Genomic DNA, 17,395 nt, shown 5'->3' on the forward strand with positions numbered 1-17,395 from the left:
AGCCGCCGCCCTCACCTCGAATCCCTGCCCCATGGAGCGCGTATGAAACTCTCGATGCCCAAGCTCGCCGTGGCGCTCGCCGCTGCCTGCGCGTTCGCCGCCGTCCCGGCGCTCGACGCGCGCGCTGCGCCCCCGAAGGACATGTTCGTGATGGCCACGCTGCTCGACGAATTCATCTCGCTCGACCCGGGCGAAATCTACGAGCTGGTGCCGCAGGAATACGTCGCGAACACATACGACCGGCTCGTGCGGGTCGATCTCGCCGATCCGTCGAAGTTCAACGGCGACGCCGCCCAGTCGTGGACCGTGAGCCCGGACGGCCTCACGTTCACGTTCAAGCTGCGCGCCGGCCTCAAGTTCCACTCGGGCAATCCGGTGACGGCCGACGACGTCGCCTGGTCGATCCGGCGCGCGGTGCTGCTCGACAAGGGGCCGGCCGCGGTGCTCGCGGGCATCGGCCTCACGAAGGCGAACGCGCTCGCGAACGTGCAGAAGCTCGACGACGTGACGGTGTCCGTGACGACCGACCGCAAGTACGCGCCGACCTTCGTGCTGAACGTGCTCGGCTCGTGGCCCGCGTCGATCGTCGACAAGAAGCTGCTGCTCGCGCACCAGCAGGGCAGCGACTTCGGCAACGGCTGGCTGAAGACCCGCGAGGCCGGCTCGGGCGCGTACCGGCTCGTCAAGTGGACGGCGGGCGACAGCATCGTGCTGCAGCGCTACGACGGCTACCGGCTGCCGCTCGCGATGAAGCGGATCGTGCTGCGGCACGTGCCGGAGGCGGCAAGCCAGCGGCTCCTGCTCGAAAGCGGCGACGTCGACGCGGCACGCGACCTGAGCCCGGACGATCTCGCGGCCGTCGCGAAGAGCGGCAAGGCGAAGGTGACGCCGTCGCCGCAAGCGACGCTGCTGTACCTCGGCCTGAACACGAAGAACCCGACGCTCGCGAAACCCGACGTGCAGGAAGCGCTGAAATGGCTCGTCGACTACAGCGCAATCCAGAGCCACGTCGTGAAGACGACGTACAAAGTCCATCAGACGTTCATGCCGGAGGGCTTTCTCGGCACGCTGAACGCGAATCCGTACCGGCTCGACGTCGCGAAGGCGAAGGCGCTGCTCGCGAAGGCAGGCGTGCCGAACGGCTTCACGGTGACGATGGACGTGCGCAACGACTATCCGTACACCGAAATCGCGCAGGCCGTTCAGGCGAACTTCGCACAGGCGGGCGTCAAGGTGCAGTTGATTCCGGGCGACAACAAGCAGACGCTCGCGAAATACCGCGCGCGCCAGCACGACATCTACATCGGCGATTGGTCTGCGGATTACATCGATCCGCACAGCAACGCGCAAGGCTTCGCATGGAACCCGGACGATTCCGATCAGTCCAGCTACAAGATGCTCGCGTGGCGCAACGGCTGGAACATCCCGCGGCTCACCGCGCAAACCGACGCGGCGCTCGCGGAACCGTCCGCAGCGAAGCGCGCGCAGTCGTATCAGGCGATGCAGAAGGAGGTGCTCGCGAAATCGCCGTTCGTGATCCTGTTCGAGAAAGTCGCGCAGGTTGCGACGCGGCCCGGCGTGAGCGGCCTCGAAGTCGGCCCGATCAACGACCTCGTGTCGTATCGTAATCTGAAGAAGCAGTGACGCCGCACCGGAACCACGACATGTCGACACCCGCCTCCTCCCTCGAAGCGCTCCGCACGCTGCCCGCGCGGCGGCCCGGCGTGCGCTGGGCGCTGCGCGTCCTGCGCTGGGCGCTCACGCTCGCCGTGACGTTCGCCGGGCTCCTCGCGCTCACGTTCGTGATCGGCCGCAAGGTGCCGATCGATCCGGTGCTCGCCGTGCTCGGCGACCGCGCGTCGGCGCAAGCCTACGCGGCCGAGCGCATCGCGCTCGGGCTCGACAAGCCGCTTGCCGCGCAGTTCATGATCTACGTGCGCGAGGTGCTGCACGGCAATCTCGGCATGTCGCTGCTGACCTCGAACCCGGTGCTCGACGACATCAAGCGCGTGTTTCCCGCGACGCTCGAGCTCGCGACGCTCGCGACGCTGATCGGCGTCGCGCTCGGCGTGCCGCTCGGCGTCGCGGCGGCCGTCAGGCACAACCGGCCGATCGATCATGTCGCGCGCTTCGTCGGGCTGATCGGCAGCTCGGTGCCGGTGTTCTGGCTCGGGCTGATGGGGCTGCTGCTGTTCTACGCGCGGCTGCACTGGGTCGCGGGGCCGGGGCGGCTCGATCCCGTCTACGACGGCATGGTCGACACGCGCACGGGCAGCCTGCTGATCGATTCGGCGCTCGCCGGCGAATGGGACGTGTTCGGCAACGCGCTGTCGCACATCGCGCTGCCCGCGGCGATCCTCGGCTACTACTCGGTCGCCTACCTGAGCCGGATGACGCGCTCGTTCATGCTCGATCAACTGAGCCAGGAATACATCGTCACCGCGCGCGCGAAGGGGCTCGCCGAGCGCCGCGTGATCTGGCGGCACGCGTTCGGCAACATCGCGGTGCCGCTTCTGACCGTGATCGCGCTCACGTACAGCAACCTGCTCGAAGGCTCCGTGCTCACCGAGATCGTGTTCGCGTGGCCCGGCATCGGCTCGTATCTGACGGGCGCGCTGCTGAACGCCGACATGAACGCGGTGCTCGGCTGCACGCTCGTGATCGGGATCATGTTCATCACGATCAATCTGCTGACGGACGCGCTCTACCGCGTGTTCGACCCGCGCGCCCGCTGACCCGCCGCGCGCATCCGACCGTTTCCGCCACGAACACGCACACATGAACGCTTCACCCCACCGCTCCACGCCGAATCCCGCCGCGCCGACGCTGCGCGCGTGGCTCCTGTCCGACGCGCCGGCGTCGCGCCGGCAGGCGACGCTCGGCCTCGCCTACCGCCGTTGGCGCCGCTTTGCCGGCAATCCGCTGAACCTCTTCGGGCTCGCGATCCTCGCCGCGCTCGTCGCGATCGCGATCGTCGCGCCGCTCGTCGCGCCGCACGATCCGCTACGCCAGGTGCTCGCCGACCGGCTGCTGCCGCCCGGCTCGCCGTCGCACTGGCTCGGCACCGATCAGCTCGGCCGCGACATCCTCTCGCGCCTCGTCGCCGGCTCGCGCGTCACGCTCGGCATCGCGATCCTCGTCGTCGCGATCGTCGTGCCGATCGGGCTCGCGATCGGCACGACCGCCGGCTACTGCGGCGGCTTCGTCGACAGCGCGCTGATGCGGATCACCGACATCGCGCTCGCGTTCCCGAAGATCGTGCTCGCGCTCGCGTTCGCGGCCGCGCTCGGGCCGAGCGTCGTCAACGCGGTCGTCGCGATCTCGATCACCGCGTGGCCCGCGTACGCGCGGCTCGCGCGCGCGGAGACGCTGCGCATCGCGAACGCGGACTTCATCCACGCGGCGCGCCTGCAAGGCGCATCCGATCTGCGCATCGTGCTGCGCTACGTGGCGCCCCTTTGCCTGTCGTCGGTGATCGTGCGCGCGACGCTCGACATGGCCGGCATCATCCTGACCGTCGCGGGCTTGGGCTTTCTCGGGCTGGGCGCGCAGCCGCCGAGCCCGGAATGGGGCTTCATGGTCGCGTCGGGCCGCAACGTGCTGCTCGACGCCTGGTGGGTCGCGACACTGCCGGGCGCGGCGATCCTCATCGTCAGCATCGCGTTCAACCTGCTCGGCGACGGTCTGCGCGACGTCTTCGATCCGCGCCATGGAGCCTGACATGTCCGCTCGCCCCGGTTCTCCGAACACGCCGCCGCTCTGCGAAATCGAAGGTCTTCGGATCGGCTTTCGCACGCACGACGGCACGCTCGTCGAAGCCGTGCGCGACCTGTCGCTTTCGCTCGCGCCGGGCGAGCGGCTCGGCGTCGTCGGCGAATCCGGCTCCGGCAAGTCGCTGACGGGCCGCGCGCTGCTCGGCCTGCTGCCCGCCGCCGCGCAATGGCGCGCGAAGGCGCTGCGCTTCGACGGCCGCGACCTGCTCGCGCTCAACGCCCGCGAGCGGCGCACGCTGTGCGGCGGCGCGATGGGCATGATCCTTCAAGATCCTAAATATTCGCTGAACCCCGTGATGACGGTCGGCAAGCAAATGGCCGAGGCGTTCCGGCTGCGCGAGCCCGGCCTGCGCGGCCGCGCGCTGCGCGAGCGGATCGTCGGCACGCTCGCGTCGGTCGAGATTCGCGATCCGGCGCGCGTCGCCGACGCGTATCCGCACGAGCTGTCGGGCGGGATGGGCCAGCGCGTGATGATCGCGATGATGGTGTCGACGGGCCCGCGCCTGCTCGTCGCCGACGAGCCGACGTCCGCGCTCGACGTCGCGGTGTCGATGCAGGTGCTCGCGGTGCTCGACGACATGATCGCGCGCCATCGCACGGGCCTCGTGTTCATCAGCCACGACCTGCAGCTCGTCACGTCGTTCTGCGATCGCGTCGCGGTGATGTACGCGGGGCGCGTCGTCGAGACGTGCGCGGCGCGCGATCTCGCCCGCGCGTCGCATCCATATACGCGCGGCCTGCTCGCCGCGACGCCGCCGCTCGTGAATCCGCCCGACGAGTTGCCGGTGCTCGAGCGCGATCCCGCGTGGCTTGCGGAGGCGGCACGATGAGCGGCGCACCGATGATCGACATCCGCGACGCGTCGATCCGCTTTCCAACCCGCACCGGCCACGTGGACGCGGTGCGCGGCGCGAATCTCGCCGTCGCCGCGGGCGAGGCGTTCGGGCTCGTCGGCGAATCCGGCTCCGGCAAATCGACGCTGCTGCGCGCGCTGACGGGCCTCGTGCCGCTCGCGGGCGGCGCGCTGTCGATCGACGCGCGCCCGATCGAGGGCAAGCTCGACCGCGCATTCCGCCGCGACGTGCAGATGGTGTTTCAGGACCCCTACGCATCGCTGCATCCGCGCTTCACCGTCGACGAAACGCTGCGCGAACCGCTCGCGATCCACCGGATGCCGGATGCGGACGAGCGGATCGCGCGCGCGCTCGCCGAGGTCGGGCTCGGCCCCGCGTTCCGCTTTCGCTATCCGCATCAATTGTCGGGCGGCCAGCGGCAGCGCGTCGCGATCGCGCGCGCGCTGATCGTCGAGCCGCGCGTGCTGCTGCTCGACGAGCCGACGTCGGCGCTCGACGTATCGGTGCAGGCGGAGATCCTGAATCTGCTGAAGCGGCTGCATCGTGAACGCGGGCTGACGATGATGCTCGTCAGCCACAATCTCGCGGTCGTCGGGTTCCTGTGCAGCCGCGTCGCGGTGATGCGCGACGGCGCGCTCGTCGAACAGCTCGGAATCGAGGACGTGCGCGCGGCGCGCGTCGGTTCCGAGTACACGCGAACGTTGCTGCGCGCGACGCAAGGCTATCGGCGAGCGGGTTGACGGGCGAGCGGGTTGCGCCGACCCTCGGCGGCGCTCGTGCGCGGGCGGCACGCCGCGCATTGCTTCGCCGATTGTCTGCTTCAGGTGATTCGCCGTCGCCCGCACTCCGCCAGGCACGAGGATCTCGCGTTGTTCGGCACGTTGACGATGCTCGCTTGATGCGTTCCCGACTCGTGCGGCGCGGCACACGACGCTCGGCGCAACGTGCCGCCGTCACGCCCGATGCGGCAGCCGTGGTCCGTGGTCCGTGATCCGTGACCCGATCGACCGGCATCGCGCGAAACCGTCTCCGTCACGAACGCGCACCCAATACGTCGCACCGCTAACGACGCGTCCGCATGCGTCCGTTCGACGCAGCGCGCCGACGCGCCATCGCGGCCCTCGCATCACCGATGCACCGACGCCCCCCGCGCCCGCCCGCACGCCGCCTTGCATTCGCGGCGCGACGCTTCTATCTTGAAAGCGTCGGCGTCGTTCGAACGATGCCGAGCCGTTCGTTGTCGACGCAACCTTCTAATCCGTCCGCATCAAGTTTTCGCATGCACTGCCGTTTACGCAATTAGCTTCGCAGCGTATCCGCAGCACGCCGTTCGGAACGTTGCGCAGCGCCCATTCGCGTGGAGCACTCTATGCAACGTTCATCGCTCATTGCGTCCAGCCTGTTGGCCGTGTCGATGTTTGCGCTTTCCTCCGCAGCCCACGCCCAGCAGACCGGGATCATCCGCTTCAGCGGCATGATCGTCGAGCCGCCGTGCTCGTTCTCGATCACGAGCGGCGCCGGCGCGCAAGCACAACTGCAGCCCGCCTGCCCGCGTCCGGCCAAAGGCGACGTCACGTTCGTCGATCCTCAAAGCGGCGCCGCGCTGCGCACGGTGAAGTTCACCGAGCAGTCGCGCGCGATTCCGCTGCCAGCGGGGCGGCCCGGCGAAACGTCGCGCATCGTCGCCGTCGTGTCGTATCTGTAACGGCCCGCGCGAAACGAGTGTTCGCCGTTGCACGGATTGCGGCACGCGGCAGCATGCGGTGTTCGGTGTTCGGTGTTCGGTGTTCGGTGTTCGGTGTTCGGTGTTCAGCACTCGGCGCACGACGTTCTCCATCGGTCAAACGACACGACCCCCATCGAACCCGACACCCTGTCTCGTCAGTCGCGATTCGCGTCGAGCCATGCGCTGAAACGCTGGATCTTCTGCTGTTGCGCGACGCTGTCCGGATAGACGAAGTAGTAGCGCGCGCCCGTCTTCTGCACGATGTCGAGCGGCATCGCGAGCCGCCGTGCGGCGAGATCCTCTTCGCTCAGCGTGAGGTCGCCCAGCGCGACGCCGAAGCCTTGCGTCGCGGCGCTCGTCGCGAGATCGAGCGAATCGAAGCTCGGCCCGCGGTCCGGGTCCACGCCGGTCACGCCCGCATAGTCCAGCCAGCGGCGCCAGTCTCGATGATCGCGCGTCGGATGCAGCAGCGTGTGGCCCGCGAGATCGTCGACGCCCGCGAGCGGCTTGTCCTTCAGCAGCTCCGGCGAGCATACGGGCGTGAGCCGCTCGTCGAAGAGCGGCACGGCCGTCACGTCCGGGCCGGGCGACATCCCATAGACGATCGCCGCGTCGAACGGCTCGCTCTTGAAATCGACGTCGTGCCGCCAGGTCGTCGTCATCTGCACGTGCAAATCCGGATGCTCGCGCTGGAAGCGCATGATGCGCGGCAGCACCCAGCGCATCACGCAAGTCGGCACCTTCAGCGCGAGATCGGTGCGCTGCCGCGTGAGCTTCAGCGAAATGTCCTCGATCCGCGCGAAGCTCTCGACGACGACGGGCAGCAGTTGCTCGCCCTCCGCCGTCAACGTGAGGCCGCGCGCGTGGCGCATGAAGAGCGGGAAGCCGTAATGCGCTTCGAGCGACTGGATCTGGCGGCTAATCGCCCCTTGCGTCACGCACAGCGCTTCGGCTGTACGCGTGAAGCTGCGATGGCGCGCGACCGTCGCGAAGATCTGCAGGGCATTCAAGGGCGGGAGGCGGCGCATGGCGGTCGACGGCTGGACTGAAGTAACTCGGCGATTCGGAGACGCGCGGGCGATTCGACGAGCGATGCCTGCGGGCGAGCCGTCACGATAAGCGAAATGCGGCTGTTGCGCGAGCATGGACGCCGCATGCCGTTGCGCGACGCGTCCGGCGAAACGGCTCGGCGCGCGCCGAGCTCGCCGAGGCGGCCATTGCGGCGAGCCTCATCGGAGCGATTCGCGCGTCGCCGACTCGCATATCGTTCGCACCGAACTCACGTCGAAATCATGCGGAAATCGCGTCGACATCGCGCCGTTATGACAGACGATTATCGGCGTCAGCGTCATGAAGCGCGAGACGGGCGACAAGCATGCCGCGCTGTCCGCCCGAAGCGGCGAACGCGCTTCGCGCTTCGTATTGTCGATTCGATGTCGACGGCGAACCGGCGGCCGGTGCGCGGCGCGCCCGCATTCGACATGCGCCGATGCCGACACGCGCCGCCCGCAGCACACGCGCAGCATCTACCACGCCTCTACCGGGCGGCCTCATGACGCGCGCAGTCCGGCGGACTGCATCGCTGCAGCGCCACGGCGCGCGGCCATCAACGCCGCGCCGATCCATGCATCGAGCGCCGAATTCGCCCGCACCCCGCACATTCGCCGGCGCATCGGCCCCGCGCCGCCCGGCGCAACCACCCAGCCGCATGCGCCGCGCAGGCCGCCGGGCGGTTCACGTCGAGCATGCCGAAACGGCTTGCTCCGCGACGCCGTCAGGCAAACGCCCGCGCGGCGATGCGCGCCGCCGAAGCGATCACGTCGCTGCGCGCCTGCGCATTCTTCTCGCGCATCGTCGTGTAGACGACGAACACGATCGGCGCGCGGTTCGGCGGATATGCGACGCCGATGTCGTTGCCCGTTCCGTAGTCGCCCGTGCCGGTCTTGTCGGCGACGCGCCAGTCGGCCGGCACGCCCGCGCGAATCCGCGCGTCGCCCGTCTTGTTGCCGAGCATCCACGCATCGAGCTGCGCGCGCTGCGCGGCGCCGAGCGCGTCGCCGACGAGCAGCCGACGCACGCTCGCGGCCATCGCGGCGGGCGTCGTCGTGTCGCGCTCGTCGCCGGGAATCGCCGTGTTCAGCTCGGTCTCGCGGCGATCGAGGCGGAACGTCGTGTCGCCGATCGAGCGCGCGTACGCGGTGACGGCCTGCGGACCGCCGAGCAGCGCGATCAACAGGTTCGCCGCGGTGTTGTCGCTGTACTGGAGCGTCGCCGCGCACAGCTCGGCGATGGTCATGCCTTTGCCGACATGCTTCTCGGTGATCGGCGAATAGTTGACGAGGTCGCGCTTCGTGTATCGGACCCGGCGCTGCAGCAACTCGGCGTCGCCCGCGCTACGCGCGAGGATCGCGGCCGACAGCATCGTCTTGAACGTGCTGCAAAACGGGAAGCGCTCGTCGGCGCGATACGCGATGCGCGTACCCGTCGCGGTATCGAGCGCGACGAAGCCGAGGCGACCGTCGAACGTCGACTCGAGTTCGCGCAATTGCCGCTCGGCGGCGGTAACGCCGTTCGAATCGCCGCGCAGCGGCGCGCATGCGCCGACGAGCGGCACGGAGACGGCCGCGGCGAGCAGCGAACGGCGCAACGGAGAATGGTTCATAAGCGGATAGCGAGAAGATTGAACAGAAGCGGATCGGGCCGCGCGGCACTCGCGCCCGCGATCTCGCGGCCCACGAGCGTATCAGTTCTCGTCGCACGAATCCGTGTGAAATTGTGGCCGTCCCGTGCTCGCCCACGCGTACGGCGACGCGCGCTCGCGGCCCGCTCGCCGCCCCACTTCCGTTCGCTTGCCCCCGGCGTGCCCGGCCGCTATCCCTGCTGCCGGCCCGGCAGATACTGCATCGGATTGACCGGCTTGCCGTCGCGCCGGACTTCGAACAGCATCCCCGCGCGCGCGCCGTCGCCCGTGCCCATTTCGGCGATCTGTTCGCCCTGCTGAACAACGTCGCCCGTCTTCACGAGCACCTTGCGGTTGTGCGCATATGCGGTCAGGAAATCCGCGTTGTGCTGGACGAGGATCAGCGTGCCGTAGCCGTTCAAGCCCGTGCCCGCGTACATCACGCGGCCGGACGCCGCCGCGCGCACGGGGTCGCCCGCATGTCCGGCAATCCGGATGCCGCGATTGCGGCCGGGCTGGAAGGTTTCGACGATCGCGCCCTTCGCCGGCCACGCGAGCGCGATCGACTGCGCGTGGCGCTTCGTTTCCTGGACCACGCGACGGTCCGCCGCGCGATCCGCGGCGCTTTCGGGCGCCGAAGCAGGCTGCGGCGCGCCGGCCGAGGTCGCGCCGCCGGCGGGCGCCGCGCCCGCGCTGCTCGCCGCATCGGCTGCGCGAGCGGCGTCGGCGGCATTGCCGGGCGCACGCGCGGCATCGGCACCGCTCGCCGCCTGCGAAGCGGCCGCGTTTTCCGCGCCGGGCGGCGCGATCCGCAGCGTTTGTCCGATGGCGATCCGGGTCCGGCGCCCGAGGCGATTCCAGGTTTGCAGATCGCGCACGGTGCACCCATTCGCTTGCGCGATCGCGGATAGCGTATCGCCGCGCTTCACGACGTAGCGTGTCACGACGGGCGCCGGCGCGGCGGCCGCGTCCTGATGCTGCGCCGCATCGCCGGGCTGCGGCGCGGACGCCGCCTGCGCGGCGCTCGCCGACGACGCGGCCGCGCCGGCGAGCGTATCGGTGGGCGCGACGGGCGACGTGGTCGCGCAGCCCGCGACCACGAGCGCTGCCGCCGCGCCGGACAGCCACGCGACACTGCGGTCGATCTCGCTCTTGCTCATGCTCGAGACAACTCCGGTCATGGAATTTTTCGAGCATCTCAAAAATCGCCGGAAGCGCGTGTAACCGGATGCAAGAATGATGACAAAATCGCAGCGAGCATTGCCGATGCTGGAATTGAATCGATCGAGTCTCACGGCGAACGAAATAATTCGCCGGCACGGCGACACGAACCCTCATTTGACGCCGAGCGAAAAATACATGTTCAGCGCCCAAAAACAGGCGATCCAAGCCCATTTCCGCCGATCGATCGCGTTTTCAGGCACGCCGCTCGACGGCTCGCACAACCGCCGCCCGGCGCGCCGCATGATGAATTCGCGCGCCGCGCCGGCCTCGGTCACGCGCGTCACAGGTACTGCACGCTCAGCGTCGAAAACGCGAAAGCGATGCCGCAACAGAGAAAGAAGATGTGCAATGCGATCTTGAACGCCAACTGCCAAGACGGGTTGCTACCCATGCGCGCCTCCGGGCCGACGAACGAGTGGACATGATGCGCGGCAATTCGTCGCACGAAAATGCGGAACCGGCGAAGCGGGCCTCAGGCACCGCCTGAACGCGGCGCCCCGCAATCCTGTTACCGTATCGGCCATTACAACGACAACGCAAGCAAGCTCCATGCGATTCGACTTGACCGATCTGCGACTTTTCCTGCACGTCTGCGAGGCCGGCAGCATCACGGGCGGCGCCGAGCGCGCGCACATGACGCTGCAATCCGCGAGCGAGCGCATCCGCGGCATGGAGGAAGAGCTCGGCGTGCCGCTTTTGCAGCGCGCGAAGCGCGGCACGCGCGCGACCGAAGCCGGCCGCGCGCTCGAGCACCATGCGCGCGTCGTCCTGCAACAGATCGACCATATGCGCGGCGAACTGCAACAGTTCGGCGCCGGGCTGCGCGGCCACATCCGCCTCCTCAGCAACACCGCCGCGCTCAGCGAATATCTGCCCGACGCGCTCGCCGAATACCTGCCGCGTCACCCGAAGCTGTCGGTGAGCGTCGAGGAGCGGTCGAGCCAGGAGATCGTTCATGCGATCCGCGGCAAGACCGCGGATTTCGGGATCGTCGCCGATTCGGTCGGGCTCGACGGGCTCGAGCAGATGCCGTTTCGCGAGGACTGGCTGATCGCCGTCGCGGCGGTCGACCACCCGCTCGCCGCGCGCGAGCGGGTCGCGTTCGCCGAGCTCGTCGACGCGGACTTCATCGGCATGACGGACGGCAGCGCGCTGCAGGTCCACCTCGCCGAGCAGGCGAAGGCGCTTGGCAAACGGATCGATTACCGCGTCCAGTTGAAGAGCTTCGACGCGATCTGCCGGCTGATCGCGCGCGGCGTCGGGATCGGCATCGTGTCGCGCCACGCGGCGCTGCGCGCGCAGCAGACGATGCAGATCCGCCTGATCGAGCTCACCGATCCGTGGGCGCACCGCCGGCTGACGATCTGCGCGCGCAGCTTCGACGAATTGCCCAAGTACACGCGCGACTTCATCGCATTTCTCGCGCATGATCCGGGCAAGAACGAGTCGTGCGCGGCTTGAGCTCGGCGGCGGATAGGTGGATAGGTGGATAGGTGGATAGGTGGATAGGTGGATAGGCGGATAGGCGGATAGGCGGTTCGGCCGCGGTGCGTCGGTCGGCGGCCGCTCGTCGCCGCGCAAGCGCCGGCCCGCAAAGCCGCGCGATCGGCGGTGCGGCGCTTCCTTTCGCCGCGCGCCCGCGATGCGACATGCGGCGCACTCGCGGACGTTCGGTGGCCGCTCGTTCGAGTCGAACCAACAGATCGACCGCAGTGCGCAGCGAGTCGACGCGAGCATTTCAATTCCGATACGCACGATCCGAATTCGCAGGCGGACATGAACGGCGCATACGCGCTGCGATTGATCTGCGTCGCGCAGCAAACGCAAACCTGACGCGTCGGCCGAATCACTCGATTCTCGAATCGGCCTGCACTGGATCGGCAGTCGCTCGAGATGGACAAGGCAGGCCCCGCGGGCGGGTCGTTTTACGATCGTCGCACGCCGCTTCGAGCGTCAGCGAACAGCCGGATACACGGCGAGGCGACAGCCCGCCGACGCGCGTCCCGCATGGCGCACGCGCCTGCCGTCAATCAGGAGGAAATGGAGGAAAACGAAGTGAGGCTCGGCGGCCCCGAGCGTCGGCGATGTCGCGAAACATCGATTGAAACGCCCCCGCGACGGCACACATCGGGCCGTTTCGCGCCGGCCGCGCACGCAAAAGCAAAACCCACGCATCAGGCGATGCAGCCGTCCCCGCCTGATCGATAAAGCCGTTCAGCCGGCCCGAACGAGCCGGCTGAATGCAAAACTCCAACTTGAACCGGCCGGCGGCGGCACGTCGATCGATCGCGCGCCGCCCGCTCGGCCGGTGCGATCAGAACTTGTGGCGGATCGCCGCGCGGACCGCGAACTGGTTCGCCGACGCCGACGGGCCGTCCGTGCCGACGACATAGCCGCCGTCCGCGATGGTGCCCGTCTTGTCGCCCGCGACCTTCTGCCATGCGCCCTGCAGATAGACATCGGTGCGCTTCGACAGGTTGTAGTCCGCCATCAGGCCGACGGTGTGGTACTTCGGCTTCGCGGTGCCCGCGGCCGCGTCGAACTTGCCGTCCGTATACACGTACTGCGCGCCGATGAAGAGCGCCGGCGTCAGCTGGTACTTGCCGTTGATTTCGAAGTTCTGGAACTTCGTCGCGGTCAGGCCGAGGCCCGTGAACGTCGACGACGGCAGATACACCGTCGAGACCGGATTCTTGATGTCCGCCTTCGTGTACACGAAGCCGACCGTCGCCGGGCCGAACGTGTAGTTGACGCCGCCGCCGAAGATACGCAGGCGATCGGCCGTGAAGTTCGCGTCGTTGTCCGCGATCGCGCCGCCCGCCGTCTTGCCCGGGTTGTTCGCCTGCAGATATGCGGCGGCGAGTTGCAGGCCGCCCAGCGTATAAGCGGCGCCGATGCTGTACTGACGGTTGTTCGAGAAGCCGGTCGCGTTGCTGAAGCTGTACGTGCCGCCGACTTGCAGGCCGTTCCAGTCCGGGCTCGCATACTTGATCGTGTTGTTCACACGGAAGGAGTTGTCCGTGTTGTCGTTGTCGAACGGGTGCGAGAACAGCGTGCCGCCCCAGTTGCCGTTCGCGGTCAGCGGCGCGAGGTAGTCGACGACCGAATCGTACTGACGGCCGAGCGTCAGCGAGCCGAATTGCGTGTGCGACAGGCCGACGAACGCCTGGCGGCCGAACATCCGGCTGCCCTGGCCGAGCTTGCCGCTATTCAGGTCGAAGCCGTTTTCCAGCGTGAAGATCGCCTTCAGGCCGCCGCCCAGGTCTTCCGAGCCGCGCAGGCCCCAGCGGCTGCCTTGCGCGAAGCCGCTCGCGAGCTGGTAGTTGCTCTTGCCGATGCCGTTGACGTTCACGTTGCTCGTGTAGTTGAAGCCCTCGTCGATCACGCCGTACAGCGTGACACTGCTTTGAGCGAAGACCGGCGCGGCGAACGCGAGCAGTGCGGCGGCGGAAATGGCTTGCTTTTTCATTATCGATATCTCCAGACCTTGTGTTCGGCGGCCTCGCACATGCGAAGCCGCCACGACGCATGTGACGTTTCGGCGCCCCCTTTCGGGGCGTTTCATTTCGGGGGGCATCTCGGGCGCATCCCGCCTCGTACGGCCGACGCCTCGGGATTGCTGCACTGGGGGAAATACTGTCATGCAAAAAATGCAACGTCCATGTTGGTGCATCACTTTTTTACATTTCGTTGCGTATTGCCAACTGCCGTGTCGGGAATTCGTCAGACTCGTCCGTAACTTCGCGTAAACCCGTAACCCTCGCCATCGATGGCACAATGCGCGAGCATCGTTGTCTGAATCCGATCATGTAGCGTGCCGCCCCCCACCATGCGCCATTTGTCCGCCCCCGTTTTCGCCGTTCGAGCCACGCACCGCGTCCGCCGCGCGTCGCCGCGCGCCCGCGACGCCGCATGAACGCCGCGCCAGCCCAACGTTACGCCGAGCTCGACTTTTTTCGCGGTCTCGTGCTGCTCATCATCGTCGTCGACCATATCGGCGGCAGCATGCTGTCGCGCGTCACGCTGCACGCCTACGCGCTCTGCGACGCGGCCGAAGTGTTCGTGTTCCTGGGCGGCTTCGCGACCGCGATCGCGTACAACTCGCTCGCCGCGCGCCACACCGAGTCCGCCGCGCGCCAGCGTTTCATCAAACGCGCGTTCGAAATCTATCGCGCGTTCCTGTTCACGGCCGGCCTGATGCTTTTCATCACCGCGATGCTCAACGCGTTCGCGATCGACGCGCCGAACATGCCGACCAACGATCTCGACGGGCTGATGCACGCGCCGCTCGCCGCGCTGCGCGACATCCTGCTGCTACGGCGCCAGCCGTATCTCGCGTCGGTGTTGCCGATGTACGCGTTCTTCGCGCTGCTCGTGCCGCTCGCGCTGCCCGTCGCGCGCAGCCGCTGGTGGTGGCTGCTCGTCGCCGCCAGCGCCGCGCTGTGGCTCGCGGCGCGCAAGATCGCCGGCTATCTGCCGACCGTCGACGGCGTGCCCTGGGACTTCAATCCGTTCGCATGGCAGTTCCTGTTCCTGCTCGGCATCGTCGCGCGCTGCCAGCCGATCTACCCGGTGCTCGCGCGGCGGCCCGTAGGCTGGTTCGCGACCGCGGCCGCGATCGTGGTGGTCGCGGCCGGCGCGTACTACCGGCTGCGCATCGAGCCGTTCCCGGCCGATCCGTCGATCAAGCAGAATCTCGGCGTGCTGCGGCTCGCGAATTTCATCGCGATCGCGTGGCTCGCCGCGAAGCTCGTCCACCTCGGCTGGATGCATCGGATCGCGCAGGCGATGCCGTGGATCGGCACGATCGGCCGGCAAGGCCTGCTCTGCTTCGTCGCGGGCACGGGCATCTCGCTGCTCGTCGATTCGCTGCTGTACGCGGCGACGGACGGTTATCTGAACGTGCCGCTCGGCCTCGTCGCCGACGCCGCCGCAGTCGGCCTGCTGTACGTCGTCGCGAAGCTGTACGCACCGCTCGTCGCGCGGGCGTCCGAGTTCGTCAGGCAATGGCGGCTCCCGCAGCGGCCGCCCCGGCTGCCGCTGCGCCGCCCGCGGCGCTGAAAATCCGCATACGGCCGTCATTCGCTGCTGCTAGCATATCGGCGCCCATTCCCATTACGCCGTCATGCGCCGATTCGTCTTGCCTCTCGCCGCGCTGCTCGCCGCCGCGCTCCATCTCGCCGCGCACGCGGCGCCCGCCAGCAGCATCGTCACCCGCACGTTCCGCTCGCAAGCGCTGCACCGTGACTGGTCCTACACCGTCTACCTGCCCGCGGGCTACAACCCGGAAGGCGCGCGCTATCCGGTGCTGTATCTGCTGCACGGCAACGCCGGCAACGCGAACGACTGGATCACGCAGGGCCGCCTGCAACTCACCGCCGACGCGCTGATCGAGCGCCGGGACATTCCGCCCGTCGTGATCGTGATGCCGCAAGGCGGCACCGACTGGTACGTCGACCGCAAGGAAAAGATGCAGAGCGCGTTTCTCGACGATCTGATGCCCGACGTCGAAGCGCATTACGCGGTGTCGAACCAGCGCGCGGGACGCGCGATCGGCGGCGTGTCGATGGGCGGCTTCGGCGCGCTGCGTTTCGCGTTCCTCGAGCCGGAGCGCTTCTGCGGCGCGATGCTGCTGAGCCCGGCCGTCTACGCGAACGAGCCGCCCACGGGCTCGGCCGCGCGTTACGTCGGCGTGTTCGGCGACAAGCAGTTCGACCCGAAGGTCTGGCACGAGCTCAACTACCCGGCGCTGTGGCGCAGCTACTTCGCGCAGCCGCTGCGGCTGCGGATGTTCATCGCCGCCGGCGACGACGATCTGTCGATCCAGGCCGAGTCGAGCGTGCTCTACACGAGCCTGCGGCGCGCGCAGAATCCGGCCGCGCTGCGGATCGTCGACGGCGCGCACACGTGGGACGTGTGGCGCCGCCTGATCGCGCCTGCGCTCAAGTACACGCTCGAGTGCGTGAAATGAGCGCGACGCGGCACGCGGCGAGATCCCAGGCCGCGCAGCCGACGCTCTTGAAGAAGACCGGGGTGCCTTGCAACGGCTCGCTCGGTGTCGGTGTCGGTGTCGGTATCGGTGTCGGTGTCGGTGTCGGTGTCGGTGTCGGTGTCGGTGTCGGTGTCGGTGTCGATTTCGAAGCTGATGCGGTCGCGTACGTTTGCTCCTTTGCGCGCAGCGCGTCGGCAAGCGAGCGCACACGCGTCCAGTCGACGCCCGCGACGATCAGGTCGCCCGCTTCGTGGCGCGCGCCCGCCGGATCGTCGACGTAGAGCGCGCTGCCCGCGATCGTCCGCGCGCCGACCTCGGCCGCGTCGGGCGTGAACGCGCCGACGCCGACGACGAGCCTCCCCGCTCGCGCCGCCTCGTCGTAGACGGGCGTGGCGCTCGTCGTCGACGTGATGACTGCGTCGAGCGTGTCGGGCAACGCATCGCCGTCGAGCGGCTCGGACGGCTCGAACGGCTCGAGCGTCGGCAACACCGCTCGCAGACGCGCGCAGAATGCCGCGGCCTGCGCGGCCGTTCGCGCCTTCACGCGCACGCGTAAGCCGGGAAACAGCGCGGCGAGCGCGTCGACGTGGTGCGCGGCCTGCGTGCCGGTGCCGATGAGCAGCACGTCGCGCGGCGCGGCGCGCAGGAACGTGCGGATCGCGAGCAGCGTGACCGCGGCCGTGCGGCGGCCCGTGACGGTCGGGCCGTCGAGCGCGAAGAGCGGCTCGCCCGTCGTCGGCTCGAAGACGCTCACCTGCCCCTGGATCGTCGGCAAATCGCCGCCGCGATTGCGCGGACACACGGTCACGAGCTTGTGGATCGCGAGATCGCTCGCCGACGCGGGCATCGACAGCATCGCGCCGCCTTCGTTGAGCGGCACGACGAGCCGCGCGGGGCTCGCGATCCGGCCGTCGGCCGCGTCGAGCGCCGCGGTGCGCAATGCGTCGACCAGCTCGGCGAACGGCGTGAGGCGCGCCGTCTGCGCCGCGTCGAAAACCGCTGTCGTCATCGTTTGTCCTCTCGAAGGGGCTTCGGAGTCGGAGGCTTTGCTTCTTCGGTTCTTCGGTTCTTCGGTTCTTCGGTTCTTCGGTTCTTCGGTTCTTCGGTTCTTCGGTTCTTCGGTTCTTCGGTTCTTCGGTTCTTCGG

Annotated in this window: 15 protein-coding genes; 9 read left to right on the forward strand and 6 right to left on the reverse strand. The window is 68.4% G+C overall.

Features of this window, described 5'->3' with window-relative positions:
- Positions 1-42: 42 nt before the first annotated feature.
- The 6 genes from X946_RS10750 to X946_RS10780 all read left to right on the forward strand — a co-directional run bounded on the left by X946_RS10750 (position 43) and on the right by X946_RS10780 (position 6,332).
- Positions 43-1,644 (forward strand): ABC transporter substrate-binding protein, encoded by a 1,602-nt coding sequence (locus tag X946_RS10750; RefSeq protein ID WP_038746925.1) that lies wholly within the window; start codon positions 43-45, stop codon positions 1,642-1,644.
- A 20-nt stretch (positions 1,645-1,664) separates the two neighbouring features.
- Positions 1,665-2,735: an ABC transporter permease gene (locus tag X946_RS10755; protein ID WP_038746988.1), complete on the forward strand. Its 1,071-nt coding sequence runs from the start codon at positions 1,665-1,667 to the stop codon at positions 2,733-2,735.
- A 43-nt stretch (positions 2,736-2,778) separates the two neighbouring features.
- Positions 2,779-3,720, forward strand: a complete 942-nt coding sequence (nikC, locus tag X946_RS10760; protein WP_038746928.1) for a nickel transporter permease — start codon at positions 2,779-2,781, stop codon at positions 3,718-3,720.
- Between the two features lies 1 nt (position 3,721).
- Positions 3,722-4,603, forward strand: a complete 882-nt coding sequence (locus tag X946_RS10765; protein WP_038746931.1) for an ABC transporter ATP-binding protein — start codon at positions 3,722-3,724, stop codon at positions 4,601-4,603.
- Positions 4,600-5,367: an ABC transporter ATP-binding protein gene (locus tag X946_RS10770; protein WP_186448620.1), complete on the forward strand. Its 768-nt coding sequence runs from the start codon at positions 4,600-4,602 to the stop codon at positions 5,365-5,367. The genes X946_RS10765 and X946_RS10770 overlap by 4 nt, the downstream gene beginning before the upstream one ends.
- A 629-nt stretch (positions 5,368-5,996) precedes the next feature.
- Positions 5,997-6,332 (forward strand): type 1 fimbrial protein, encoded by a 336-nt coding sequence (locus tag X946_RS10780; RefSeq protein ID WP_038746934.1) that lies wholly within the window; start codon positions 5,997-5,999, stop codon positions 6,330-6,332.
- Between the two features lie 176 nt (positions 6,333-6,508).
- Here the strand turns inward: X946_RS10780 and X946_RS10785 are convergent, their stop codons facing one another.
- The 4 genes from X946_RS10785 to X946_RS35075 form a co-directional block, all read right to left on the reverse strand.
- Positions 6,509-7,381: a LysR substrate-binding domain-containing protein gene (locus tag X946_RS10785; RefSeq protein ID WP_038746937.1), complete on the reverse strand. Its 873-nt coding sequence runs from the start codon at positions 7,379-7,381 to the stop codon at positions 6,509-6,511.
- Positions 7,382-8,127: 746 nt separating this feature from the next.
- Complete coding sequence (gene blaPEN-bpc / locus X946_RS10795) at positions 8,128-9,015, reverse strand: PEN family class A beta-lactamase, Bpc-type (protein ID WP_038746943.1); 888 nt, start codon at positions 9,013-9,015, stop codon at positions 8,128-8,130.
- Positions 9,016-9,224: 209 nt separating this feature from the next.
- Positions 9,225-10,214, reverse strand: coding sequence for a peptidoglycan DD-metalloendopeptidase family protein (locus X946_RS10800; RefSeq protein ID WP_442854589.1), 990 nt, complete (start codon positions 10,212-10,214; stop codon positions 9,225-9,227).
- Positions 10,215-10,367: 153 nt separating this feature from the next.
- Positions 10,368-10,541: a hypothetical protein gene (locus tag X946_RS35075; RefSeq protein WP_161788654.1), complete on the reverse strand. Its 174-nt coding sequence runs from the start codon at positions 10,539-10,541 to the stop codon at positions 10,368-10,370.
- Between the two features lie 265 nt (positions 10,542-10,806).
- On the opposite strand from X946_RS35075, the gene X946_RS10805 reads away from it, so the two are divergent.
- Positions 10,807-11,718, forward strand: a complete 912-nt coding sequence (locus X946_RS10805) for a LysR family transcriptional regulator (protein WP_038746949.1) — start codon at positions 10,807-10,809, stop codon at positions 11,716-11,718.
- Between the two features lie 853 nt (positions 11,719-12,571).
- On the opposite strand, the gene X946_RS10810 is transcribed toward X946_RS10805, so the two are convergent.
- Positions 12,572-13,726, reverse strand: coding sequence for a porin (locus tag X946_RS10810; RefSeq protein WP_038746952.1), 1,155 nt, complete (start codon positions 13,724-13,726; stop codon positions 12,572-12,574).
- Between the two features lie 443 nt (positions 13,727-14,169).
- Here X946_RS10810 and X946_RS10815 point away from each other — a divergent pair, with 443 nt between their 5' ends.
- Together X946_RS10815 and X946_RS10820 are read left to right on the forward strand one after the other, a co-directional pair.
- Positions 14,170-15,318, forward strand: a complete 1,149-nt coding sequence (locus tag X946_RS10815) for an OpgC domain-containing protein (RefSeq protein WP_038746955.1) — start codon at positions 14,170-14,172, stop codon at positions 15,316-15,318.
- 64 nt (positions 15,319-15,382) lie between these two features.
- Positions 15,383-16,228: an alpha/beta hydrolase gene (locus X946_RS10820; RefSeq protein WP_038746957.1), complete on the forward strand. Its 846-nt coding sequence runs from the start codon at positions 15,383-15,385 to the stop codon at positions 16,226-16,228.
- On the opposite strand, the gene X946_RS10825 is transcribed toward X946_RS10820, so the two are convergent.
- Positions 16,200-17,258, reverse strand: coding sequence for a delta(1)-pyrroline-2-carboxylate reductase family protein (locus X946_RS10825; RefSeq protein WP_038746960.1), 1,059 nt, complete (start codon positions 17,256-17,258; stop codon positions 16,200-16,202). The genes X946_RS10820 and X946_RS10825 overlap by 29 nt on opposite strands.
- Positions 17,259-17,395 lie beyond the last annotated feature (137 nt).

Origin of the sequence: Burkholderia sp. ABCPW 111 (assembly GCF_000773065.1) — a bacterium.
Lineage (GTDB): Bacteria > Pseudomonadota > Gammaproteobacteria > Burkholderiales > Burkholderiaceae > Burkholderia > Burkholderia savannae.